Source organism: Chromatocurvus halotolerans, from assembly GCF_004340525.1.
Taxonomy (GTDB): domain Bacteria; phylum Pseudomonadota; class Gammaproteobacteria; order Pseudomonadales; family Halieaceae; genus Chromatocurvus; species Chromatocurvus halotolerans.
The window spans coordinates 355,981-379,445 of record NZ_SLWX01000002.1; the positions used below are offsets into that span (position 1 = coordinate 355,981).

General features: G+C 60.1%; 25 protein-coding genes. 14 read left to right on the forward strand and 11 right to left on the reverse strand.

Annotation, left to right across the window (positions count from 1 at the left end; genetic code table 11):
- The first annotated feature begins 101 nt into the window (after positions 1-101).
- From EV688_RS03840 to EV688_RS03865, 6 genes are all read left to right on the forward strand, one after another.
- Entirely contained in the window at positions 102-287 is a 186-nt protein-coding gene (locus EV688_RS03840) for a hypothetical protein (protein WP_117314730.1), read from the forward strand.
- Positions 284-1,447: an ectoine hydrolase gene (doeA, locus tag EV688_RS03845; RefSeq protein WP_117314731.1), complete on the forward strand. Its 1,164-nt coding sequence runs from the start codon at positions 284-286 to the stop codon at positions 1,445-1,447. Before EV688_RS03840 ends, doeA begins: the two co-directional genes overlap by 4 nt.
- Positions 1,448-1,968: 521 nt before the next feature.
- Entirely contained in the window at positions 1,969-2,502 is a 534-nt protein-coding gene (locus EV688_RS03850) for a hypothetical protein (protein WP_205686462.1), read from the forward strand.
- The gene (locus EV688_RS03855; protein WP_117314732.1) at positions 2,502-3,149 is read left to right on the forward strand and encodes a cysteine hydrolase family protein; all 648 of its coding nucleotides are present in this window, start codon (positions 2,502-2,504) and stop codon (positions 3,147-3,149) included. Before EV688_RS03850 ends, EV688_RS03855 begins: the two co-directional genes overlap by 1 nt.
- A 491-nt stretch (positions 3,150-3,640) precedes the next feature.
- Entirely contained in the window at positions 3,641-4,225 is a 585-nt protein-coding gene (locus EV688_RS03860) for an SRPBCC family protein (RefSeq protein WP_205686463.1), read from the forward strand.
- A gap of 98 nt (positions 4,226-4,323) precedes the next feature.
- Positions 4,324-4,527, forward strand: a complete 204-nt coding sequence (locus EV688_RS03865) for an aminotransferase class I/II-fold pyridoxal phosphate-dependent enzyme (RefSeq protein ID WP_117314733.1) — start codon at positions 4,324-4,326, stop codon at positions 4,525-4,527.
- Between the two features lie 140 nt (positions 4,528-4,667).
- Here EV688_RS03865 and EV688_RS03870 read toward each other — a convergent pair whose 3' ends face one another.
- The gene (locus EV688_RS03870) at positions 4,668-5,900 is read right to left on the reverse strand and encodes an ISL3 family transposase (protein WP_117314734.1); all 1,233 of its coding nucleotides are present in this window, start codon (positions 5,898-5,900) and stop codon (positions 4,668-4,670) included.
- 89 nt (positions 5,901-5,989) lie between these two features.
- Here EV688_RS03870 and EV688_RS03875 point away from each other — a divergent pair, with 89 nt between their 5' ends.
- On the forward strand, positions 5,990-6,736 hold the full coding sequence (locus EV688_RS03875) for a flavodoxin family protein (protein WP_117314735.1): 747 nt from the start codon (positions 5,990-5,992) through the stop codon (positions 6,734-6,736).
- An 86-nt stretch (positions 6,737-6,822) separates the two neighbouring features.
- Here the strand turns inward: EV688_RS03875 and merA are convergent, their stop codons facing one another.
- Entirely contained in the window at positions 6,823-8,241 is a 1,419-nt protein-coding gene (gene merA / locus EV688_RS03880; protein WP_117314736.1) for a mercury(II) reductase, read from the reverse strand.
- A 38-nt stretch (positions 8,242-8,279) separates the two neighbouring features.
- Positions 8,280-8,714 carry an organomercurial transporter MerC gene (gene merC / locus EV688_RS03885; protein WP_117314737.1) on the reverse strand — a complete coding sequence of 145 codons (435 nt, stop codon included), beginning with the start codon at positions 8,712-8,714 and terminating at the stop codon, positions 8,280-8,282.
- 81 nt (positions 8,715-8,795) lie between these two features.
- Between merC and merR the strand changes: the two genes are divergently transcribed.
- Positions 8,796-9,203 carry an Hg(II)-responsive transcriptional regulator gene (gene merR / locus EV688_RS03890; RefSeq protein ID WP_117314796.1) on the forward strand — a complete coding sequence of 136 codons (408 nt, stop codon included), beginning with the start codon at positions 8,796-8,798 and terminating at the stop codon, positions 9,201-9,203.
- Between the two features lie 41 nt (positions 9,204-9,244).
- On the opposite strand, the gene EV688_RS03895 is transcribed toward merR, so the two are convergent.
- The 4 genes from EV688_RS03895 to EV688_RS03910 form a co-directional block, all read right to left on the reverse strand.
- Positions 9,245-9,955, reverse strand: coding sequence for a haloacid dehalogenase type II (locus tag EV688_RS03895; protein WP_117314738.1), 711 nt, complete (start codon positions 9,953-9,955; stop codon positions 9,245-9,247).
- Positions 9,956-9,997: 42 nt separating this feature from the next.
- Complete coding sequence (locus EV688_RS03900; protein ID WP_117314739.1) at positions 9,998-10,234, reverse strand: anti-sigma factor family protein; 237 nt, start codon at positions 10,232-10,234, stop codon at positions 9,998-10,000.
- Positions 10,228-10,860: an RNA polymerase sigma factor gene (locus tag EV688_RS03905; protein ID WP_205686464.1), complete on the reverse strand. Its 633-nt coding sequence runs from the start codon at positions 10,858-10,860 to the stop codon at positions 10,228-10,230. The genes EV688_RS03900 and EV688_RS03905 overlap by 7 nt, the downstream gene beginning before the upstream one ends.
- A gap of 264 nt (positions 10,861-11,124) precedes the next feature.
- Positions 11,125-11,772 carry a glutathione S-transferase family protein gene (locus tag EV688_RS03910; protein ID WP_117314740.1) on the reverse strand — a complete coding sequence of 216 codons (648 nt, stop codon included), beginning with the start codon at positions 11,770-11,772 and terminating at the stop codon, positions 11,125-11,127.
- Between the two features lie 43 nt (positions 11,773-11,815).
- Between EV688_RS03910 and EV688_RS03915 the strand changes: the two genes are divergently transcribed.
- Both EV688_RS03915 and EV688_RS03920 read left to right on the forward strand, forming a co-directional pair.
- On the forward strand, positions 11,816-14,734 hold the full coding sequence (locus tag EV688_RS03915; RefSeq protein ID WP_117314741.1) for a TonB-dependent receptor domain-containing protein: 2,919 nt from the start codon (positions 11,816-11,818) through the stop codon (positions 14,732-14,734).
- Positions 14,735-14,843: 109 nt separating this feature from the next.
- On the forward strand, positions 14,844-16,403 hold the full coding sequence (locus tag EV688_RS03920; RefSeq protein ID WP_162883771.1) for an ABC transporter substrate-binding protein: 1,560 nt from the start codon (positions 14,844-14,846) through the stop codon (positions 16,401-16,403).
- On the opposite strand, the gene EV688_RS03925 is transcribed toward EV688_RS03920, so the two are convergent.
- Genes EV688_RS03925 through EV688_RS03940 form a run of 4 tightly spaced genes read right to left on the reverse strand, consistent with a single transcriptional unit; the run spans position 16,400 to position 20,220 of the window.
- Entirely contained in the window at positions 16,400-17,407 is a 1,008-nt protein-coding gene (locus EV688_RS03925; protein WP_117314743.1) for an ABC transporter ATP-binding protein, read from the reverse strand. The two genes, EV688_RS03920 and EV688_RS03925, sit on opposite strands and share 4 nt — an antisense overlap.
- Positions 17,404-18,408 carry an ABC transporter ATP-binding protein gene (locus tag EV688_RS03930; RefSeq protein ID WP_117314744.1) on the reverse strand — a complete coding sequence of 335 codons (1,005 nt, stop codon included), beginning with the start codon at positions 18,406-18,408 and terminating at the stop codon, positions 17,404-17,406. The genes EV688_RS03925 and EV688_RS03930 overlap by 4 nt, the downstream gene beginning before the upstream one ends.
- A 1-nt stretch (position 18,409) precedes the next feature.
- Positions 18,410-19,282, reverse strand: coding sequence for an ABC transporter permease (locus EV688_RS03935; RefSeq protein ID WP_117314745.1), 873 nt, complete (start codon positions 19,280-19,282; stop codon positions 18,410-18,412).
- Positions 19,279-20,220, reverse strand: a complete 942-nt coding sequence (locus tag EV688_RS03940; RefSeq protein WP_117314746.1) for an ABC transporter permease — start codon at positions 20,218-20,220, stop codon at positions 19,279-19,281. Before EV688_RS03940 ends, EV688_RS03935 begins: the two co-directional genes overlap by 4 nt.
- A 186-nt stretch (positions 20,221-20,406) precedes the next feature.
- On the opposite strand from EV688_RS03940, the gene EV688_RS03945 reads away from it, so the two are divergent.
- From EV688_RS03945 to EV688_RS03960, 4 genes are all read left to right on the forward strand, one after another.
- Complete coding sequence (locus tag EV688_RS03945; protein WP_117314798.1) at positions 20,407-21,249, forward strand: class II glutamine amidotransferase; 843 nt, start codon at positions 20,407-20,409, stop codon at positions 21,247-21,249.
- Positions 21,242-22,228 (forward strand): class I SAM-dependent methyltransferase, encoded by a 987-nt coding sequence (locus EV688_RS03950; protein ID WP_162883772.1) that lies wholly within the window; start codon positions 21,242-21,244, stop codon positions 22,226-22,228. Before EV688_RS03945 ends, EV688_RS03950 begins: the two co-directional genes overlap by 8 nt.
- A gap of 121 nt (positions 22,229-22,349) precedes the next feature.
- Entirely contained in the window at positions 22,350-22,739 is a 390-nt protein-coding gene (locus EV688_RS03955) for a thioredoxin family protein (RefSeq protein ID WP_117314748.1), read from the forward strand.
- Positions 22,736-23,446: a cytochrome c biogenesis CcdA family protein gene (locus EV688_RS03960; protein ID WP_117314749.1), complete on the forward strand. Its 711-nt coding sequence runs from the start codon at positions 22,736-22,738 to the stop codon at positions 23,444-23,446. The genes EV688_RS03955 and EV688_RS03960 overlap by 4 nt, the downstream gene beginning before the upstream one ends.
- Positions 23,447-23,465: the final 19 nt, after the last annotated feature.

Genomic DNA, 23,465 nt, shown 5'->3' on the forward strand with positions numbered 1-23,465 from the left:
CTGTTGTCATTCCTCAACATTGAGCCAGTCGATGCACTGGCTCTCCTGTGGCTGTGTCTTGAACAGTCAGCGGCCTGAATGTCGGTCATAACTACGAAAGCATGAAGGACCCACCTATCGAGTTCATCAGGAAAGATGCCTCTGTCCACAGCCTGGGCATGCATACGGTCCCCAGGCGCGACTTCATGCGGAAGTTCCCGCAGACCATTCTTGAATCCCGGGTAATGGATCAGCGGATACAGTTCATGGGCCGCACCGAGATCAATGCCCTGGAGGCCAAGGCATGAACCAACGCGATGACATGACCTTTCCTTTCAAGGAGTACATGGGTCGGCTCACCGAGCTTCGCACCAGGATGAAAGAGCGCTTGCTGGATGCGGTGGTGATCACGGATCCGGCGAACCACATTTATCTGACGGACTACCAGACCACCGGCTACACCCACTTCCAGGCGCTGGTCATCCCGCGGGAGGACGAACCGTTCATGGTCACCCGAATGCTGGAGGAATCCAACGTCTGCGGCCGCACCTGGGTGGAGAAAACGCGCACCTACCCGGATTCAGGAGACCCCATCCAGACGCTGGTGAGCGCACTGCACGAGTTCGGCCTGACCGGCAAGCGCATCGGCTACGAGCGCAACAGCTATTTCTTCCCCGCCTATGACCAGGACACCATCCGTACCACAATGCTGGACACCGAGCTGCGGGACTGCTTTGGCATCGTGGAGGAGGGCCGGATCTGCAAGTCGAAGCTCGAGTTGGATGCCATGGCCAAGGCGGCCAGGGCGACGGAGGCCGGCATGCAGGCCGGCTGGGAAGCCTGTGTCCCCGGCGCCACCGAAAACGACGTGGGCGCGGCCATTGCCAGCGCCATGTTCCGGGCCGGGGGCGAAAACCCCGCGGTGATGCCTTATGTCACCTCCGGACCCAGGACTATGATCGCCCACGCCAGCTTCGAGGGTCGCGTCATTCAGCCCGGAGAGCACGTGTTCCTGGAAGTGGGCGGGTGCTATCGGCGCTATCACACGGCGATGATGCGCACCGTCGTGATGGGGGAGCTGAGCCCGTCCATGCGGCATGCCCAGGAGCTGATGAAACACACGTTGCTGGAGATGAAGCGGATGATCCGGCCCGGCCTGACGGTCTCGGACCTGGACAATCTGGCCCGCACGATGATCGGCGATAACGAGGTCGGGGCGCGGCTGATTACGCGGTCCGGTTATTCCATCGGCATCGCCTTCACGCCGAGCTGGGACGAGGGCTACATGCTGAGCCTCCAGCAGGGCAGCCCCCAGATATTGAGGGAGGGCATGACCCTGCATCTTATCCCGTGGATGTGGGGGGTCGATGGGGACAAGACCGTGGGCATCAGCGACACGATTCATGTCACGGACAACGGCTGCGAGAGCTTCTTTACGCTGGATCAGGACTTCGTGGTCAAGCATTGAGGAGGGTTGTCAGCTATTTGGTCACTCTATCTCGCTTATACATGATGTGGATAAAGGGTTGTGGTTTCCCCATTGGGCAGTTTGACGGCGGTTTCTGGGAGAGAGCATCGGACCTTCGCCTTTCCTGGGTGTCACCGGCAACACCAACAGATTGCCTCCCGGATCTGTGAAGAGAGCCTTCATTTCCGCATTGTCGGCTGTTTTGCCGGGAGGCCCTAGCGGATCTGTTTCACCACACCCTTGAAGCGTGCGGTGGTTCCGGCAACCGGTAAGCGCCGGGAGCAACCCCCAGTGAAGCTGCTGGCGGGCGACCAGGCAAAGCGGATGCAGCCGTAGAAGCTGGCGTGGCTCGGTACGGCAACGCACCGACGCGACGATCAACATTCCTCAGACTCGTGAAGTTGCTGTATTGGCGCGCCTGCAGATGGGCGCTGAACAGATAGTAGTGCCGAAAAAATCGTATTTCGACCTCCTCTTAAACAAGGTGGCATCGACTGCTTTTCACAATCAGGGAGACGGACATGTCTGACAATACTGGAGTTGCTACAGGAATCGACGTCAAGGCAACACTCTGGGCCGCCTTCATCGCCGGCGCCGTATTCATGATGCTGGAAATGCTCATGGTGCCCGTTTTCATGGGGGGCAGCCCTTGGGCCCCCCCACGCATGATCGCCGCCATCGCTATGGGAAAAGGGGTTTTACCGCCGCCCCCGACCTTTGATGCCGTCATCATGCTGGTTGCGATGCTGATTCACTTCGGGCTGTCCGTATTCCTCGCGTTCCTGTTCGCGTTCATCGCCCGAGGCCGTGCCATTGGTATGGCGATTGGGCTGGGCGTCGTTTTCGGCATCGTCGTGTACCTGGTCAGTTTCTACGGCATGACCACGATATTCCCATGGTTTGCCAAGGCACGTGGCTGGATCCCAATCTTTGCCCATATCGTCTACGGCGCGGTGCTGGGCCTGGTCTATGTTTCTGTCGCGCGAAAGACAGCTGAGGGCGTGACGCCGGCCCGGCAGGGTAATCCCCACTCTCAGAACGCAGGGAACCCATAATGAACATCGACACCAAAACCACCGCACTGGTCGTGACTGACCCCCAGAACGATTTCCTGAGCGAAGATGGCGCCGCCTGGGGCCTGGTTGGCGACAGCGTCCGCGAAAACAACACCATCGCCAACCTCGAGGCCCTGTTGACCGCCGCCCGCGACGGTGGCTACCGTACTTTCGTGTCTCCACACTATTATTATCCGGCCGACAAAGAGTGGCAGTTCGGCGGCACGCTCGAGCTCAGGATGCACGAGATCGGCATGTTCGCCCGCAGTGGTCCGCTGGACCTCTCCGGATTCGAGGGATCCGGCGCTGACTGGCTGGAACGTCTCAAGCCGCTGCTGACGGATAGCAACACCATCGTGGTCAGCCCGCACAAGGTCTACGGCCCCCAGAACAACGACCTGGTGCTCAATCTTCGCAAACACGGTATCAGCAAGGTCGTTCTGGCCGGAATGTCGGCGAACCTGTGCGTCGAGTCGCATATGCGTGATCTGGTTGAACAGGGCTTCGAAGTGTTCGTTGTCACCGACGCCACCGCAGCCGCCATCGATCCGGAGCTTGGAGATGGGTATCAGGCAGCGGTGGTCAACTTCAAGTTCATTGCCAGCAAGGCCCTGACCACGAAGGACGCCGTCGATGCGCTGCGTTGACCATGCCGCCGACCAGCAATCTCGCACAGGATTATTCCGGCATGGCCAGGGTACACGAGATTTTGGGGAATGAATAAACAGCAATGGAGTCCCCCTGGTTAAAGGAGGTTTCTGACCTATTCTTTTGGACTTCCCACGGTCTATGGAGCGTTCCCAGACTCACAATGAGGCCCGTTTAAAGGCCCCGGGATTGACCCCGCCAAGATGGCTGTGCCGTCGACTCCGACGCTCCAGATCTTCCAGCACTTGTGACTTCATGTTGAAACGCCGGTCAGCCAGCGTCACTTCCGCCGTGTCGGCCTCGTGAATTTCAGTGGACTTACTGTCAAACAGGTGGTGAACATGATTTGGCTGTGGACGGCGCGCCGATAGTGGCAACCGCCTCAATGGATTCCATGTGCTGGGCAACCGCCAATACGGCAGCTCCTCCCAGACTGTGGCCCATAATGATACGGGGTGCTTCGTGATGCTCCTCCAGGAATTTGGCGCTGATGCCGTTGGAAATCCATAACCATAAATCTGACGGTATCTGTAACATTCTGGAGACCGGTCACTCTAAGCTGGGTGGCTTGAAACATTGCGATTTGCAGAGAATCCTTCTGATGATGCAGCAAACTCACTCAACTCAAAGTCTGGAGCTAAATATGAGCAAAACCTATCAATCTGTCGTAATCAATGCGCCAGCGGGCAAAGTTTGGTCGAAGCTTCGTAATTTTCACGACTTGAGCTGGGCTCCTGATGTCGTTTCCAGCGTTGAAGCAGTCGGTGACAAAAAAGGCGATCAACTAGGAGCCAAACGTATTCTCAACGAGGCTTTTCATGAGACATTGACTGATCTTGACGATGAAGAATACAGCCTCAGGTACAGCATTGACGATGGCCCTTCGCCGGTTTCAAAAGATGAAGTCAGCGACTACGAGGGGCGCATTCTTGTTCGGCCAGTAACGGAGGGTGATGGCGGCGCCTTTGTGGAGTGGTATTCAAGCTGGAATGGCAAGGGTGAAGAAGCGGAACAATTCTGCCATGGAATCTACGTCAGTCTGCTGGGCGAGTTAAAAAAGAATCTCGAAATCTGATCGCAAATAACTGAATGTCGACACCGCTCTCACTCGGTCTGAGTTCGTCTACAAATATGGGCGGTAAGCCGAATACCTTTTAAGGTAGCTTCTATTGCCTGCCGGACTTTTCGCGGGTCATCGAATCGCTCGATGAGGAGGACGATGACCAGCAAATGGGCGACTGGCTGCTCGACGAACTCGGCGTGGCCATGGTTCCAGGCTCGGGCTTTGGTGCCCCCGGCCATATGCGCTTGTCCTTCGCTGCCGACAGCGATACATTTGCCAAAGGCCTGGCACGGTTGCAAGAAGCGTTTTGTTAGTGATGCGTTACGAAATCCCGAAAGAAGGAACTCGCTGGACGGATGGTCATGTCGCCGACTATCAATCTCTCACAGACTCAAGGTACGCGAGATTTTCGGGCAACGAAAAAAAGTGGGTCTTCCCCAATCATGGTGGGTAATCATCGCGCCGTTCCGGCGGGATAAAGCTCAAGCCCACCCAGGTGGAAGTAAATGGCATTGCGGAATCGTCGTTTGTTCCGGAATCCGCGGGCACGCACCTTCACCGTCTTGATGCGACTGTTGATGCTCTCCGCAAAGCTGTTGTCAGCTTTCAGGATCACCGCGTTGATAATGCCCCACAGGTACTTCTTGAGCGTGCCAGCCACTTTCTTCATGGGCGCAAGACGGCTTCGAACCATCCAGTTGATCAGCCGCGTCCAGCCCTTTGCCGCCCAGGTGCGGTGCTGGTAATGCCATAACTGTGCCGCAAACTCCTTCATGGCCCAGGCTCGGGCGGTTTTCAAACTGGACTGGCGCAGCGTGGTGAACGCCCGTTGCTGATGCCAGCTCATGTTGCCGCGGTTTCGCAGCCACTGGTACTTCGTGCCCTTCAGCTGCTGATCGCCACCTCTGACCAGCTTGCGATGCTCATCACGGCGGACCTGATCGACGCCTCTGCCCAGATACTGCGCGACGTGAAAGCGATCAAACGCAATCTTCTGGTCGGCATCAGGAATCGCCGCTCGCGTCGCCTTGATGTAGGCCGGCCACATGTCCATGCAGACAGCCTCGATCCCGTTGCGCTGCTCCTCATCCAGTTGCTCGTAAAAGCTACCAAGGCTCGCTGTTATGCGATCTTCGGCGACGTGCAGAACGGTGCCGGACTCCTGATCTGTCACCACCGTGATGTAATCGTGGCCCTTGCGATAGGAGGTCTCGTCAACGCTCAATCGCTTCGGTGCCATGGCCTCGCGACGCGACAGACCGCGCCTGACGGCCCGTTGCATAATGCCGTCCACCGCATTCCAGCTGAGGCGCAGGCGCTCAGCTACCGCACTGACCGCTGCGGTCTTCAGCCAATCGATGACAAATGCCTCAAACAGGGCGGTGAACCCACTACCGGGCTCTGCCCAGGGCACATCGACTGTCACAACGCCATGCTCCTGGCACTCCACCCGCGGCACGTCGGCCACCAATAGGGTTTTCAACTGACAGGTATCCAGGTGTCGCCAACGTCGCCGCCGCTTGTCATACCTCGGGCATGCGGTTCCGCACTTGGGGCAACGGAGTTTGTCCCCGGCATAGTCCACTTCCACCTCGACTTCATCGTCTGCGAGCGAGACGTTTACCGAGGACACCTTCCAAGGCTTCTGGATGCCGAGTATCTGGCTGTAGAGCTGTGTATCTTTCATGCACACAAGGCTAATCTACCCACTCGATTTGGTGAAGGCCCAAAAAAGTAAAACCCTATTTCGAAACCCTATCTGACGGAGGCACGCCGATGGACTTGAATGAACGACAAACCGCGCTTTGTGACCAGAACGGCACCGATTTTTCGGACCTCAAGGCTGTTTTCTTCAATTGCACTCTGCAACATCCCGATCAGGAATCGCATACCGCGTTGCTGATGGGCGCGTCTGCCGAGATCATGCGCCGCAACGGCGTTGCCGTCGACGACATCCGCGGTACCGCCTACCGCATCGCCTTCGGCGTACAGCCCGACATGCGGAAACATGGCTGGGAACACGACGACTGGCCCGACCTGTGGCAGCGTATCCAGGCCGCCGATATCCTGGTGATCGGCACGCCGATCTGGCTGGGGGAGCAATCCTCGGTCTGCCGGCTGCTGATTGAACGCCTGTACGCCATGTCGGGACTTCTGAACGAGAAAGGACAGTCCATCTTTTACGGCAGGAGCGGGGGTGTCGTGGTTACCGGCAACGAGGATGGAGCAAAGCATGTCGCGATGAATGTACTCTATTCACTCTCGCATCTGGGTTACCTGATCCCGCCACAAGCCGACTGCGGCTGGCTTGGCGAAGCCGGACCGGGGCCGAGCTATGGTGACGATGGCGCGGGTCTCGACAATGAATTCACGCAGCGCAACACGACAATCATGACCTGGAATCTCCTCCATGCAGCGCGGATGCTGAAGGACGCCGGCGGCCTTCCCAATCACGGCAATGATCGCAAGGCGTGGTCGGCCGGGTGCCGGTTCGATTATGAAAATCCGGAACACCGAAGCTGACCGTGAAGCCAGGTGTTCGGGAATGCCGCGACGCTGCGGTGTGGAAACAGTTCGGTATTCCTGGATTTCTCTCCGGGATCGAGATATCAGCCAGCGCAACAGGAGAGCTGCGTAACATCCTTATCGAAAGACAGCGCCGCGAGCTTAAGGCCTTCGACCATCGTAAGGTAGGGGAACAGACCGTCGGCCAGCTCCGCGACCGTCATCCGGTGATGCACGGCCAGAGCACCGGTTTGGATCAACTCGCCGGCGGTGGCAGCCACCGTCTGCACGCCGACCAGTTGGTTTGAATCTGCCTCGGCAACCAGTTTTATGAAACCACGGGTGTCGAAGTTTGCCAAGGCCCGGGGCACGTTTTCCAGCTTCAACGTGTGGGATTCGACTCTGATTCCCTGGCGCGTTGCTTCGCCCTCGGACAAACCTACCGTGGCGACCTGCGGGTCGGTGAATATGACCGCAGGCAGGACGCGCAGATCCAGTGCTGCCTCGCCACCGGTCATGTTGACGGCCGCCCGTGTGCCGGCCGCCGCAGCCACGTAGACAAACTGCGGCTGGCTGGTGCAGTCGCCGGCGGCGTAAAGATGAGTCGCACTGGTGCGCATGTGGTCATCGACGATGATGGCGCCACTCGCGTCGGTGTCAACGTCCACCCTGGGCAGATTGAGCTCTCGCGTGTTGGCTGTGCGACCGGTGGCCATCAGCAGCCGATCCGCCTCCAGTTCACCGCGCGGCGTTGTGAGGTGAAACACGTCGTCATCGTAGTCGACTCGGCTGGCCTCGGTGTATTCCAGCACGTCAATGCCCTCGTCGCGGAAGATCGCGGTGAGCGACGCGCCGATAGCCGGATCTTCGCGGGAGAGTAGCCTATGGCGAGCGAGAAGCGTGACGTGGCTTCCAAGTCTCGCGAAGGCCTGTGCTAGTTCGACTGCCACCACTGAGGACCCGATGATGGCCAGCCGTGACGGAATCGTATCGCTCTCCACGGCGTCGGTCGAGGTCCAGAAAGGTGTGTCAGACAGGCCCGGGATGGGCGGTATTGCAGGGCTGGCGCCGGTGGCTATCAGACATCGGTCAAATCCAAGGCGTTGCGGGACGCTGGAACCGTTTTCAATAGCCAGCGTGCGGTCATCGACAAATTGCGCTTTGACGCGGAGCAGCGTTATCCCTTTGTGGGAGTCGAGGATGAACTGGTATTTCGACTGGCGCAGTTCATCCACGCGCGCCTGCTGCTGGGCGAGGAGGGCTTCTCGATTGATATCGGGCACGCGCACGGAAATACCTGTGTCGAAAGGGCTGCCAGCGCGCACGTGAACGACCGTTGCAGCGGCTATCATGATCTTCGATGGCACGCAGCCGACATTGACGCAGGTGCCGCCAAGTGTGTGGCTCTCTATCAGGGTCACCCTGGCACCGGCCTCTACCGCGCGAATGGCGGCGGCGAATGCGGCGCTGCCGCCGCCGATAATGGCTATGTGCATTTCGGCATTGGTGTTGTTTGTGGTCATCGGCGCGTACCCTTTGAGTTCTTGACCCGGTCAGATCTTTAGCGTGGATTAGACGATATCGCGTTCCCGTCCCGGGCACAGCGCCGGTTTGCTGGCGAGACGAGGTCCCATACCGACACGGCAGCCATCATTCCCAGCGCGGTGTAGGTAATTTCGGTGCTCCAGGCATATCGGAACCAGGGGTAGAGTGACAGCAGCAGTAACGTCGGGCCGACCATCCCCAGTACACTGCGATGCCACTGACGGTGGCTGAACCAGCCAACCGCGTTCATGATCAAGACAAGCCACGCGAAAAACGGTAACAGCGTATTGATGAACAGGCCTTCCCATCGGGCCAGAAAAGCGAGGCCAACCGCGGCACCGAGACTGGCGATTGCCGGGAAGCACATGGCGCACCCCATGGCAGAGACCAGGGCACCTAGCGAACCCATCTTGTCACCACCGCGCGTAAGCCACTGTGTGAACTGTTTCATCGGGAAGTCTCCTGAGCGTCTTACGGCAACGGAACGATGGGTGTAATCTTAGTGCCGTACCTGAGTACGGAGGCAAGTGATATGGACAGTTCGCTGGAAAATCTGACGATTGGTGCGTTCGCCCGTGCTGCCGGCGTCAATGTAGAGACCATCCGTTTCTATCAACGCAAGAAGCTGCTAACAGAGCCCGTCAAGCCTTACGGAAGCATACGCCGTTACGGCCGCGCGGAGGTGACCCGGGTACGCTTCATCAAGTCGGTACAGCGGCTGGGGTTTTCCCTTGACGAGATCGGCGAATTGCTAGTGCTTGATGATGGCGCGGGCTGCCGCGAGGCGCGCTTGCAGGCGGAGCAGAAACTTGCTGACGTAAGGGCCCGGTGCGCCGATCTCAAGCGCATTGAAACAGTACTCGTCGGGTTGGTCGCTGAGTGCGTCGCGACGTCGGACCCTGTGCGGTGTCCTCTGATCGCGTCACTGGAGCGGTCTTGATACGCTTTGATGGTTCCTTCTGTTAATCCAGCGGCTGTACCTTACGCCTTACCCGTGCATTTGAGCTGTTTGACTGCCAGATCCACTGCGTCGACCAGGCTCGCAACCTGATGGTCAGGGTTTCCCATCAGGGGGTGATAGATCGAATCCTGGCGTTGAATCCAGACACCGTGAAACCCCGCACGGAGCGCCCCGTGAACATCCCAGGCGTGGGCGGCAACCAGCAATGCATTTGCGGGGGCACATGAATATTCGCGGGCTGCCTGTTGGTAGAGTGCTGTCTGCGGTTTCCAGATCTGGAAATCATCCACCGACACAATATCGTCAACCAGCTGTTCTAGGTCGTTGTCGCGCACCAGTTTCTCTGTGTTGGCGCGGGAGCCATTGGTTAGCAGGACAGCCTGGCAGTCAAAAGGCTTCAGTTTCTCAAGCGCGGGTCTGACATCCTCGTGGGCGGGGAGCTGGGAGAATGCCGCCAGGATATCTTTCAGGGTGGTTTCATCGGCTTCGTGACCAATGCTGTGCAGCAAAACTGTCAGCGTGCCCCTGGCGATTTCCGGAAAGGTATGGAAAACGCCACTAGCTGAAAGAGCGAAGGCATCCCTGAGTAACTGCGCGAAGAATACCCGGTCCGTTCCCTCCGGCAGATTGAGGGCTGTCATTTTTTCTTCCAGCGGCGCCAGGGAAAAGACCGTTTCCACCACGTCGAGAAAAACGATGCGAGCGTCGAGGTTCCTCGGATGCTGTGGCATTGGGGGTTCCCTCTCCTTCGGGTGAGATTGGCAGTCTTGCTGTTAACGAGACTCAGACTGGTGGCTTTGGATATGCTCCATCACGTCACGAACTTCACTGTCACTGGCCTTGCTGTGCATGAACGGAATGGCCTGCAGCAGGGCGCGTAACTGCCTTACATAGCGGCGGCAGTGCCGGCACATCAGCAGGTGCACTTTCATTGCCAATTGCTGGCGCCGGCTCAGCTCCCGCTCGATCAGGTGGTCAGCGCTATTGACAACCTCTCGACAGGTCAGCACTCGCCGGTCTCCTCGTAATGATCCACAAGTTTGTACAATTGACTTCTCGCTCTGTGCAATATGACTCGCACATTGGATGCAGAGAGCGACAGTTCGTTACAGATGTCTTCAAATGAAAACCCCGTGGTGTCGCGCAATTCAAGCACGGTACGCTGGTTGACGGGCATGGCGTCAAGCAGCTCTTCGAGGCAACTGGCCAGGTCCTCGCGCATCAGAAGGTCCTCTGGAGTGTCCGTTTCCCAATCTGCAGGGGGTGACTGCCAGCGGCCGCTGCGATTGAAACGGTCAGCCAGCGCGTCACCTGATTGTTCATCTGATTGCCAGTCACTGAACAAGAGCTCTCTTCCGCGTTTTCTGAGTTGCATTTTGGCTTCGTTGATGACAATTCTGCCGAGCCAGGTACGAAGTTGCGCGCGACCCTCGAACGTTGCAATCGCCTGGTGAGCCTTGAGCCAGGCATTCTGTACAACCTCTTCCGCTTCCGATTGACCAACGATGGGTACGGCGAGGGCGATCAGTGCACGATGATTGTCCCGCACGAGCTCGGCGAACAGGCTCTGATCGCCGGCCTTCAGTCTGTGTAATGTTGCATTATCCATGAAGTTGGTTTTTTCCCTAACCTCCATAATCCTTTCCTTGAGGGATGGGTAGACTGTCATCCTCGCCAGTTGTGGATAAGCACTACGGAGACTGAGGATAACATGGCATTGATTTGACGGTTTGAAAACCGCCAGAAACCAACCGCGGACGACATCTCGGTAAAGGTGATGCGCAGAAGACGTCCCTGCGATTGCTGTACTTCAGGCCACCCGGCTGTAACAAATCGTCCTGCGGCGCATCTTATTAGAATTGCCGGTCTAAAAGGTGTGGTGCCGTCGTTTGTCGCTGGGTCAATCCAGAGTTGCGCCTGCTGGCTGTGCCATACCACGACGCACGGCATCACGCTTTGAGATTTCGCCGTGCCAACGTTCTATAGAGGGGTATTCGTGAAGTACAAGACCCGCCCATTCGCAGCGCTCAATCCAGGGGTAGGCCGCGATGTCTGCGATGGAGTAGTCCCCGGCGAGGAAGGCCTGCCGGCCGAGGTGTTCCTCCAGAAGATCATATACGCGCCGAACCGCAGTCACCGCATGGTCGATCGCGACGTCGCAGCGCTCCATGGCGAGGCTGCGCCAGTGATGCGCCTGGCCAGTCGCCGGTGCCAGCGCAGTGAGACCGACCATCAACCACTGCAGGACCGCATCCCGCGGACCGTCTTCGGAAGGCAGCAGGCGGGTATAGCGCTCCGCGAGGGCAACAAGAATCGCGCCGGACTCGGTCAATACACGCGTCTCCTCGCACTCGGACCAGGTGAGCACCGGTACTTTCCCGAAGGGATTCAGCGTGCTCATGGGAGGTTCGAACTGCTCCCCGGCCCGAATGTTGATGGGATGTATGCGGTAAGGCACACCGAGTTCTTCCAGCATGATGGTGACGCGCCGGGAGTTGGGTGTCGCCCACGCGTACAGCACGATGTTCAGCATTCCTTGAGTATCCATTACGAAGATTCTTCAAAAAACCAACAATTCAGGAGATAGTCGCATGATAGGTCGTAGAAAGATTCTGAGTGTCGCTGTGTCTTCCGCACTTTTTGGTATGAGCGGTATCACTCTGGCGCAGCAGGCGGCAGCTCCGGCCGCGGATGTACTGGAGGAGGTGGTTGTCACCGGCTCACGCCTTGCACGATCCTCGCGTTCGGCGGCTGTTCCGGTGCAGCCGATTGACCTGGAGCAGATTCGCCTCACGGGCGCCGTCAATCTCGAGACAGCACTGAACCAGATGCCGCAATTCGTCGCAGGAACCACCTCCGCTTCCAACAGCCTGGCGAGCGCGACCGGCACTGGTGCGGCGACGCTGGACCTTCGTGGCCTTGGGGCGCAGCGCAACCTGGTGCTCGTGAATGGCCGTCGTTACGTGTTCTTTGACGGAACACAGGTCACCAACATCAATACCATTCCGACTTCGCTGGTGAAACGCGTCGAAGTCGTGACAGGCGGCGCATCGGCTGTGTATGGTTCTGACGCGATCGCCGGGGTCACCAACTTTATCCTCATGGATGACTTCGAGGGCATCGAGCTTCAGACCCAGGCCAATAACGATATCCGCGGTAACGGGTGGACGACGGATACCACCCTGACATTCGGCGGCAATTTTGACAACGGCCGCGGCAATGCCGTGGTTTCCCTGAACTACGCGGACCGTGAGGAAATTGGCGTGGAGGAGCGCGGGTTCTCGGAGTTCGTCCTCGCCAATGGCACGGTCAATGGTGAGCCCGCGCTCGTGCGCGGTGGCAGCAGCTTTATCCCGAGTGGGCGCTTTTCCGGGCTCCCAGCCAACCCGTCCTCCCGTCTTGGCCTGACAGAGGCGCTGAACGCGGCCGGTCTCGGTGGCGTCGGCGGACTAGGCTTCACGACAGTGGGTGATGGTCCCGACGTCCGCCCGTTCCAGGACCCTGCAGACAGATTCAACTACGCTCAGGACAACTTCCTCAGACTGCCTCAGGAGCGCTATGCGATTACCGCGCTGGCGCACTACGACCTGACGGACAACGTGCGTGCCTACACCGAGGCGTCCTACACCTACAATGAAACAGAAGTGCGATTCGCCTCGAGTTTCATAAACGCTTCATTGCCATTCAACGTCGATAATCCCTTTGTCTCGACTGAGATGCAGGACGTCCTGCGAATCCTGGACGAGACGGAGCCGGGTCCGGGGGCCGGCGATGGCCTGACCAACCTGCAAGTGGGAAGACGGTTGACCGAACTGGGGCCGCGGCGAAACATCGATGAACGCGACGCCTGGCGCATTCTGCTGGGGCTCAAAGGAGACTTCAATGACAGCCCCAATACCTTTGTCAGTGGCCTGTCCTGGGATGTCTATTACTCCTTTGCCCGTTCTGACAACACCCAGACCCAGATCGGCAATGCGTCGATATCCCGTTTTGCCGAGAACATACTCAACGGAACCGGCCCGGACGGCCAGCCGCTGGTTAATCCCTTTGGTAACAATATCTCGCCAGCCGGCGTCGACGCGATTGCGGTGACCAGTGTCAACTCCGATGTTACCGAGCTGGAGGTCCTGGCCGGGACGATCGGCGGCAACATAGCCTCCTTGCCCGCCGGTGATCTGGGCGTGTCAGTCGGTTTTGAATACCGCGACAGTTCGCTGGATTTCCAGCCCGACCAGCTGCTGGCCGACGGTGACATCGCGGGGTTCAACCCGATTACACCCGCAAGCGGCAGCATCGAGGTCTGGGAGGTGTTTGGTGAGGTACAGGTTCCGCTGATTGCCGGGGCGCCCATGGTGGAAGAGCTTACCGCAAAAGGGGCATTCCGTTACTCCGACTATGACCTCGACCAGGTAGGTACAAAATGGACTTACTTTACCGGCCTTGACTGGGCCCTTAACGATCAGGTGGCGTTCGGCGTGCAGTTCCAGCGCGCAATCCGGGCCCCCAGCGTGGGTGAGGCCTTTGGTGGGCAACGCCAGTTTGCGATTCAGGCAACGGATCCCTGCGCGACGCCAGGCGCCGCGTCTGACCCGACTGTGCGCGACCTGTGTATTGCCAGTGGTGTTCCGGCGGCCAATGTCGGTACGCCCGCGGTGCAGCCGAACCAGGAAGTGCCTGGCATCTTTGGTGGAAATCCGGATCTTGACGCTGAGGAGTCTGATACCTACACGGTAAGCCTGATACTCACACCCGAGGCCCTGCCCGGGCTTCGCGTCACGGTCGACTACTTCGATATCGAAGTGGAGGATGCGATCGCCCCCTTCGGCGGCAGCGTCGGCAACGTTCTCAACCTGTGCTTCAACCAGTTGCAGGATATCAACAGTGTAGCCTGCCAGTCGGTCGGGCGTGATGATAGCGGTGCGATCCAGTTCCCGTTCGCGGTGACTGCCTTGAACGAGAATATCGGCGCTATCGAAACGAGCGGTATAGACTTCCAAGCAAGCTATGGCTTCGACGCGGACTTCGGCCTGTTCAGCGACACCAGCAGCTTTGACCTGTCGGTCAACGTGACCTGGCTGGATGAGTTTACGCTCACGCCGCTTCAGGACCAGAGCGACAACCAGAATGCCTGTGCCGGTGCTTTTGGCAGCGGTACCTGCGGTGAACCCCGACCCGAGTTCAAGACCCGCTCACAGCTGCGCTGGTACACGGGCAATCTGACCGTGGGCCTGACGCACCGCTGGCTGGATGAAGTTGACCTGGATATCGTTGCCTTGCGCGGCGTGGATCCGGCGAGCATACCGGTTGCGGAGTTCAGCGATCAGCATTACCTTGATCTGTCCTTCAACTACGACGTCGGCGAGCGTATATCCGTATGGGGTGGTGTCAACAATCTACTGGACAATGATCCGCCGCTCCTCGGTGCCAACCAGCGTCGCGCCAATACTTTCCCGGATACCTATGATCCATTCGGTACGGAGCTCTTCCTCGGCGCTTCCTTCAGGCTGTGAGGGCAGGCTCTCGCTGGCAGCGCAGGGCCGGGCATTCCGGTATCCTCGTGCTGCCAGCGCCGGGCTGATGTGGAGTAGGAGAATCCGCCGTCTCCGGCGTTGGGCATCGGTGCTCCTGTACGCACTGCTCGGCGCGTGCACGCCACCGGATGACAGCAATACCCTAACGGTGGTTGCGCATGCCGATCTGCAGTCGCTGGATCCAATCGTTACCACCGTGGGTATCGTCCAGCGTCATGCGCTGATGGTCTATGACGTACTGTTTGCCAGGGACGCGCAACAACGGCCGCAGCCGCAGATGATCGAAACCTGGTCGATGTCTGAGGACGGGCTTGTCTGGTCGTTCCGGCTACGCGAGGGGCTGCTGTTCCACGATGGACAGCCGGTGACAGCGCGGGATGTCGTTGCGTCGTTGCGACGCTGGGGCGCGCGTGATCCGTTCGGTCGACAGCTGCTGGCGCGCACGATTGACCTCGCGGCGGATTCCGATAACAGGTTTACCTGGCGGTTGAGTGAGCCCTACGGTCTGATGCTGCACGCCCTGTCCAAGACCGGCGGCCCCATCCCCGTCATCATGCCGGAGCGTCTGGCACAGACGGACCCCTCTGTTCCAGTGCGTGAGGTGGTGGGTTCCGGCCCCTTCATGTTTTCGGAGGAAGAGTGGATACCCGGTAGCAAGGTCGTTTACCTGCGCAATCCGGACTATCTGCCGCGCAGCGAGCCGGCCTCGGGTGCCGCTGGTGGCAAGGTGGTGCATGTGGACCGCGTAGAGTGGCTGAACATCCGCGACGCCCAGTCGGCAGTGTTTGCGCTGTCAGGTGGCGAGATCGACTACCTGGAGAATCCTGCCGTGGATTTTCTGCCCATGCTGGAGAGCGCCGGCATGATTGTCGAACGCAAGGATCCGCTGGGAATGCAGGGCATGATGCGCATGAACCACCTGCATCCGCCGTTCGACGATCCCCGGGCGCGGCGCGCTCTTCTGTTTGTCCTGGATCAGGGCGAGATCCTGCAGGCGATGTTTGGCAATGACAGCCTGGTGCGAGAGTGCGCCGCCTTCTTCACCTGCGGTTCCCCGCTGGCCAGCACGGCCGGCGCACCAGAAGGGATGGGCGAGAGGCCGGAACGGGCCAGGCAGTTGTTCGCCGAGGCAGGCTATGGTGGGGAGCCCCTGGTCCTGCTTCATCCGACCGACATCCAGTACGTGAATATCGCGACGCTGGTGTTTGCCCAGCAGCTTGAGCGAATCGGCGTCAACGTCGACCTGCAGGCCATGGATTTCGGTTCGATGGCGGCGCGCCGCAGCAACCGGTCACCGCCGGAGGAGGGCGGGTGGCACCTCGGCATGACCTACTGGCCGGGTGGCGATGTCTCGGATCCGGTGGGCAATTTGCCCATGCACGCAAGCTGCGGCGATGCCTGGCCTGGCTGGCCCTGTGACGATGAGCATCAGGCCCTGATCGAGCGCTTCCCCGCGGCGCTGATGGACGAAGAACGTCTGGAACTGTCGGTTGAGATACAGCGCAGCGCCTATGAACTGGTGCCCTATGTCCCCATGGGCCAATGGTACCTGCCGGTGGCCTACAGTCCGCGGCTGGAGGGTGTGCTCGAAGTCCCCGGTACCGTGGTGTTCTGGAATATCAGCAAGTCGCCCACGGCGATGCCTTAAGCGCTGGTGTTTTGCGGAAGCGGCCCGGTCGAGGCGTAGTGGCAGGCCACGGCGTGCTGTTCCTCGTCGGCTGCGACGAGAGGAGGTTCCTTTTCCGCGCAGTATGGGTCCGCCAGCGGACAGCGTGTGCGGAAGCGGCACCCCGAGGGCGGATTGCTCGGGCTTGGCAGGTCACCCTGCAGGATCACGCGGTTGCGGCTGTCATCGGGATCGTCAACGGGCACGGCGGCGAGTAGCGCCTTGGTATAGGGGTGCTGCGGCGCGCGGTACAGCGTCGCAGTTGGCGCAGTTTCCACCACCTTGCCCAGATACATGACCGCCACCCGGTGGCTGATATGTTCCACCACGGCAAGGTCGTGGGCGATGAACAGATAGGCGATGCCAAATTCCTGCTGCAGGTCGATCAGGAGGTTGATGATCTGCGCCTGCACGGACACGTCCAGTGCCGACACGGGCTCGTCCAGCACGATCAGGCGCGGTCGTAGACCCAGCGCGCGGGCAATCCCGAGACGCTGGCGCTGGCCACCGGAAAACTCGTGAGGAAAGCGATCGATCTGGTCGCGGCCCAATCCCACGCGCGCGAAAAGGTCGGCGACCGCCTCGCGCAGGCGAGTGCCTGTCATGCCGAAATTCATCAGTGGTTCGGCGACGGCACTGCCCACCGAGCGCCGTGGATTCAATGACGCCATGGGGTCCTGGAAGACAATCTGGACATCCTTGCGCAGGCTGCGCATCTGGCCGTCACTGAGACCGGCCAGGTCGCGTCCATCCAGCACGACGGTTCCCGCATCGGGACGCTCCAGGCGCAGGATGCAGCGGCCCACCGTGGACTTGCCGCAGCCGCTTTCGCCAACCAGCCCAAGGGTCTCCCCGGCGGCAATATCGAGATCGACGCCGTCCACGGCGCGCAGCAGGTCATCCCGTTGCCCGGTCAATCTGCCGACAATCCCCGCTTTCGCGCGGAAATGACGGGACAGGCCTCGGACTTCGAGGAGTGAACTCACGCGGGCTCCTCCAGTTCGTCACTGTGCCAGCAGGCAGCGAGGTGTCCGGCGTGTTTCTCCTCCAACGGCGGCTGTGCGTCCCGACACTCCTGCGTCGCATAGGCGCAGCGCGGTGCGAAATAGCAGCCCGGTCCGCGTGACCCTGGCGGCGGGACGTTGCCGGGAATTTCCAGCAGGCGCTCATGCCGGGTGCCGCCGCGCGTGGACAGGCGTGGCATGGCTCCGAGCAGTCCGAGAGTGTAGGGGTGCCTGGGCCTTCGCATCAGTGACCTCACGGGTGCCGATTCAACGACACGCCCGGCATAGAAGACCAGCACGCGATCGGCCATTTCCGCGACGACACCGAGGTCGTGGGTGACCAGCAGGACCCCCGCGTCCAGTTCGGATCGTATCGTGCGCATCAGGTCGAGGACCTGGGCCTGCACCGTCACATCCAGCGCGGTTGTCGGCTCATCCGCAATCAGCAGCATCGGGTTGCAGGCCAGCGCCATGGCAATGACGATACGCTGACGCATGCCGCCGGAAAGCTCATGTGGATACTGATCCAGGCGCTGCTCGGGGCTCGGCATCTGAACCCGTCTGAGCATGTCGAGGGCGTGCTGTCGCGCCTCCGCGGTGTTCCTGCCCTGGTGCAGCCGCACTGATTCGGCGATCTGGGTGCCGACGGTCATGACCGGGTTGAGGCTGGTCATGGGTTCCTGGAAGATCATGGCAATGTCGTTGCCGCGTATGCGCTGCATGTCGCTGTCGTTCAGCGCCAGCAGATCCTTGCCGTTCAGGAGAATACGACCGGCATTGATCCGCCCTGGCGGGTCCGGAATCAGGCGCATGACCGCAAGGCTGGTCACGCTCTTGCCAGACCCGGATTCCCCGACAATCGCCAGCGTCTCGCCGGCGTCAAGGGTGAAGCTGACATCCTCCACGGCAGGTGACTCCCGGCGTCCCGAGCGAAAGCTGACGGTCAACTGCTCAACGGCAAGCAACGGGGGGTTTGCGGTCATCTCAGCCTCGCTGTACAAAACGTGGGTCCAGCGCATCGCGCAGGCCGTCGCCCACGAGGTTGACCGCCAGTACCGTCAATGACAGTGCAATACCCGGGAACAGCACAATATGAGGAGCAAACTGGAACACCGTGCGGCCTTCCGCAATGATGTTTCCCCAGCTGGGAATGGCGGGTGGCGTGCCGGCGCCGATAAAGCTGAGTATGGACTCCGTCAGGACGGCAGAGGCAAAAATATAGGTTCCCTGCACAAGCAGTGGGGCGATGGTGTTGGGCAGGATATGCCGCCAGAGAATGAGATGGAAACGCGTGCCGGCGGTAATCGCTGCCTCGACAAAGGGCTGCCCGCGTAGCGACACCACGACGCTGCGCACGAGACGGGCGACCCGCGGCACTTCGGCAATGGCCAGCGCGATGATCACGTTGCCGAGACTGGCGCCGGTCAGAGCGATCAGGGCCACCGCCAGCAGTACGGACGGAATGGACATCAGGCCATCCATGACCCGCATGAGTACGGTGTCGGCGGCCTTTGAGAAGCCGGAGATCAGGCCGATGAGAAGCCCGATGGAAAGCGCCAGGGCTGCGACGCCGAGGCCAACCTGTAGTGACACGCGGGCGCCATAGAGAGTCCTGCTGTAGACGTCGCGACCGATAAGATCCGCGCCGAACCAGTACTCGCGGCCTGGCGTCTCCAGCCGGTCGAGCACGGCGATGGCCTGCGGGTCGACGGTGCCCAGCCAGGGTGCCGCCAGCGCCGCGACAATGACCAGCAGCAACAGGACAGCCCCGGCGAACAGACCGGGATGATCGCGGGCGCTGTCCCGGAGCAGACTCTTCTCAGGCGCTATCGCACTGACGGCTATGGGTGCACTCAATAGCGTATCCTCGGGTCGAAAAGCCCGTAGCTCAGATCAACCAGCAGATTGACCACAACATAGGTCAGTGAAAACACCAGGATCACGCCCTGGATCACCGGATAGTCCCGACGCAGAATGGCGTCCACCGTGAGGCGACCGAGGCCCGGGATATTGAACACGGTCTCGGTGACCACGACGCCACTGATGAGCATGGCAAAGCCGATACCGATGATGGTCACGATGGGTACTGCGGCGTTGCGCAGGCCGTGTCGGATCAATATGCGCGATGTGGAGAGGCCTTTCGCCCTCGCCGTGCGCATGTAGTCCTGATTGAGCACGTCGAGCATCGATGCGCGCGTGATGCGTGCGATCAGTGCCGCGTTGACGATGCCCAGGGAGAGCGCCGGCAACGCCAGGTGCTCGAGAAACGGCCCTACGCCATAGGCTATTGGCCGGTAACCCTGAACGGGCAGCAGATCCCAGTGCACGGAGAACAGGATGATCAGCAGATAGCCAAGCACGAACACGGGGATCGAGAAGCCGAACACGGCAAAGCCCATGACAATACGATCCAGCGCGCCGCCGGAGCGCCACGCCGCCAGCGTGCCTAGAGGCACGGCGAGGACAATGGCAATCAGCAGGGAGCCCAGGGTGAGTGCAACAGTCGGTTCCAGTCGCTGCACGATAAGCTCGATGACCGGCCGGTTGGAGAAGACGGAGACACCGAGATCACCGCGTACGGCACCGCCCACCCAGATAAGGAAGCGCTCAGCGTAGGGTTTGTCCAGCGCCATGGCGGTACGCAATCGCGCGATATCCGTCTCGGAAGCCTGCTCACCCGCAAGTACCACGGCGGGATCTCCCGGTGTGAGGTACAACAGGGAAAATACCAGCAGGGCTACGATAGCCATAACCGGAATCGTCGACAGAAGGCGGCGCAGCGCGTAGGCGAGCATGAGGTGACCCTGGCCAGATATCCGCAGCAGGCTATCACAGCCGAAAGCGCCTTGATAATGTCGTGATGCCGGCTTAGTGCAGTTGCGGGATTGCAATCATTTATTCGGTCGTGTGGCGGAGCGGCATGATACAGGAGCCGATCTGCTATGATTCCCGTGATAGCGGCCACTGCGCAGGAGGTCTGCATGTGCGAACTGTTGGGCATGAGCGCCAATGTGCCAACCGATCTGTGTTTCAGCTTTACCGGCCTGCGCCAGCGCGGCGGCGGCACGGGCCCACACAAGGACGGCTGGGGCGTGATCTTCTACGAAGGTATCGGCATTCGCAGTTTTCACGACCCTGGCGCCAGTGTCAGTTCCGAAGTTGCCAACCTGCTCGCGCGCTACCCGATCAAGAGCACGGTGGCCATGTGCCACATTCGCCAGGCCAACGTCGGCAGTGTCGCGCTGGAGAATACCCATCCCTTTGTTCGCGAGTTCGGCGGGCGCTACTGGAGTTTCGCGCATAACGGTCAGTTGCCCGGTTTTCACCTGCCGGATTGCGGCATGGCACAGCGTTACCGACCCGTTGGCCAGACCGACAGCGAAGCGTTGTTCTGCTGCCTGCTCAACGAAATGCTGGAGGAGGGGGTAGATGCGCTTGACCGGGAGCAGTTGGTGCAGCGCATTGTCGGGTTTTGCGCACAGCACGCGCAGACTGGCGTCTTCAACATCATTCTTTCGAACGGGCTGTGGCTGTTCAGCTTCTGCAGTACCAAACTGGCCTGTATTACCCGTCGGGCACCGTTTCGGCCGGCGACCCTGCGTGACGGCGATATCAAGGTGGATTTCCGCTCAGAAACCACGCCGCATGACGTTGTATCCGTGGTGGCGACGTCGCCGCTCACCTACGACGAGGGCTGGCGAACCTTCGCGCCCGGCGACTGGTGCGTATGGGAAGCCGGCGAGCTTGTCGGGGCGGGGCATGTCGACGTGCCGCGATTCGCACACCCGAAGGACAAGAAGCCTATGCAAGCCGCCAGTGCGTGAGGGGCGAAAAAAGCACGCGGACTGGGCGTGGAGCCTGTTCTGGCAGGCTGACAATCTGCGCGCCTGTGCGCCGGTCTATCCGGTCTCCGGTGGCTCCTCACTCGATGAGGCATGGCGAGGTTTTTTCGGTCAATTGCCAGCAGACGCCGCTGTTCTGGATATCGGGACCGGAAACGGTGCGCTGGCCCTGCTCGCCCGGGAGGCCCTTGGTTCATTTGCAGAAGTCCATGGGGTTGACGTCGCCGAGATAGATCCGACGACGTTTGTGAGTTCCGAAGAGGGGCTTCAGTCGATTACCTTCCATCCCGGTGTTGCCATGGAACAGCTTCCGTTTGGCGATGACTGTTTTGACGCCGTTGTGGGCCAGTACGCGCTTGAATATTCAGACATGCGGCGCAGCGTGGCTGAGGTTCTGCGGGCACTCAAAGTTGACGGCCGCTTCCGCTTTCTTGTCCATGCATCAGGCGGAACTCTGGAAGCACGCAATGTACTGCAGCAGAGGCAGGCACAGACACTGCTGGAAAGCCCGCTCTTTCAGGATCTGCGGCGCCTGCTGCCGGCGATGATGCACGCTCAGACATTGGAGGCCACCGGCTCGGCCGCTGCCGATGCCGCCCTTCAGTTGGCAAGAACCGAGATCGATCGTTTCTCGGATACGCTGACTCGCCTGGAAGAGCACTTCGCCAATGAGAAAGACACGGACCTTGTAACGCGTCTTTTCCTCGCCGTTCGGCAGATCCCGGCAGGGCGCCTGAAGTATTCCCTGTCCGATTTGCTGAAGCAGGCGTCCGATCTGGAGGCGCGGCTCGAGGCGCAGGCGCTGCGGCTGCAGGCAATGGTGGATGCCGCGCTGGATGACGCCAGACTTTCGCAGCTTCAGCGCGACCTGCTGGATCGGGGCGCAACACATCTTGAAATCGGAGAGGCGACGTCGGCCTCTCGCGGCTTGCTGGGATACTGGATTTCCGGTCAGCGGTGACTGCGACAGTGACACGCGCGTATCCCGGCGTGAGGTGCCCGTCTGAAATCGCCGTGTAATCTGTAACATTCCGCGGCATGCGGCATCTCTTCTGTGCCATCCACACAGAGGAGTGCTCTCAATGAGAAACGGTTTCCGGTCTATACTGCTCGTTGTCCTCGCGTTGTCCTCAGCGGCCCTTGCTGCGGTTGAACGTGAGCCATTTACGAAGGAGCGCTTTGAGGCGCTGCAGGCTGAAGAGGCGTTGATCCTCCTCGATGTCTGGGCGAAGTGGTGTCCCACCTGTGCGCGGCAGGAGAAGATTCTCGCTCGCTATCAGGAAGAAAGACCGGAGTCCGAGCTGAAGATACTCGTCATCGATTTTGATGACCAGAAAGAGTGGGTCCGACACTTCCGCGCCCCGCGGCAATCGACGTTTCTGCTCTACCGCGGCAATGAGCAGCTCTGGTTCAGTGTCGCAGAAACTGATCCCGACAAAATCTTCAGTCGCCTGGACGCCGCGGCGCAGTGAATATCGAGTTGGCGTCTTACCCGCTCGCCTACATCGCGGGTGTGCTCAGCATTCTTTCCCCCTGCGTGTGGCCCCTGGTACCGGTCGTCATGAGTTCGGCCGGCACGAGGAGTCGCTATGGCCCGCTGTTCCTGGCTCTGGGGCTCAGTCTGTCGTTCGCTTTGGCCGGCTCGATATTGTCCTTTGTGCTTCTGAACCTGGGGTTGGGTCTGGAAATCCTGCGGGAATTTGCCGCCGTGATGCTGCTCATAGTCGCCCTGCCTCTGCTATACCAGCCCCTTGGGGATTGGGTCACGCTGCAGCTGTCGAAGCTGATGGCCGGGTTTTCCCCGAATGCCGATACACCATCTTCCGGTGCTGGGCAGTTCGGAGTCGGCATGCTGGTGGGACTGGTCTGGTTGCCCTGCGTGGGTCCCACGCTCGGAGCCGCGATCGCGCTGGCGTCTTTGGGGCAGGACATGCTCGCCGCGTTCGCCGTGATGTTTCTTTTTGGTCTTGGTACGGCGTCTGCCCTGCTTCTTGCCGGTATCGGTTCGGCGCGCCTGCTGCAGCGCTGGCGCCCGGGCCTGCTCTCCGGTGCCAGCCGTGGCAAGCACATCCTCGGTGGCATGCTCCTGCTGCTGGCGGTTCTCGTACTGACCGGCTGGGACAAGGCTCTGGAGTCATGGGCGCTCACCTGGCTGCCGGACTGGGCCGTGTCAATCTAGGTAAAGCCGGGAGGCGGGT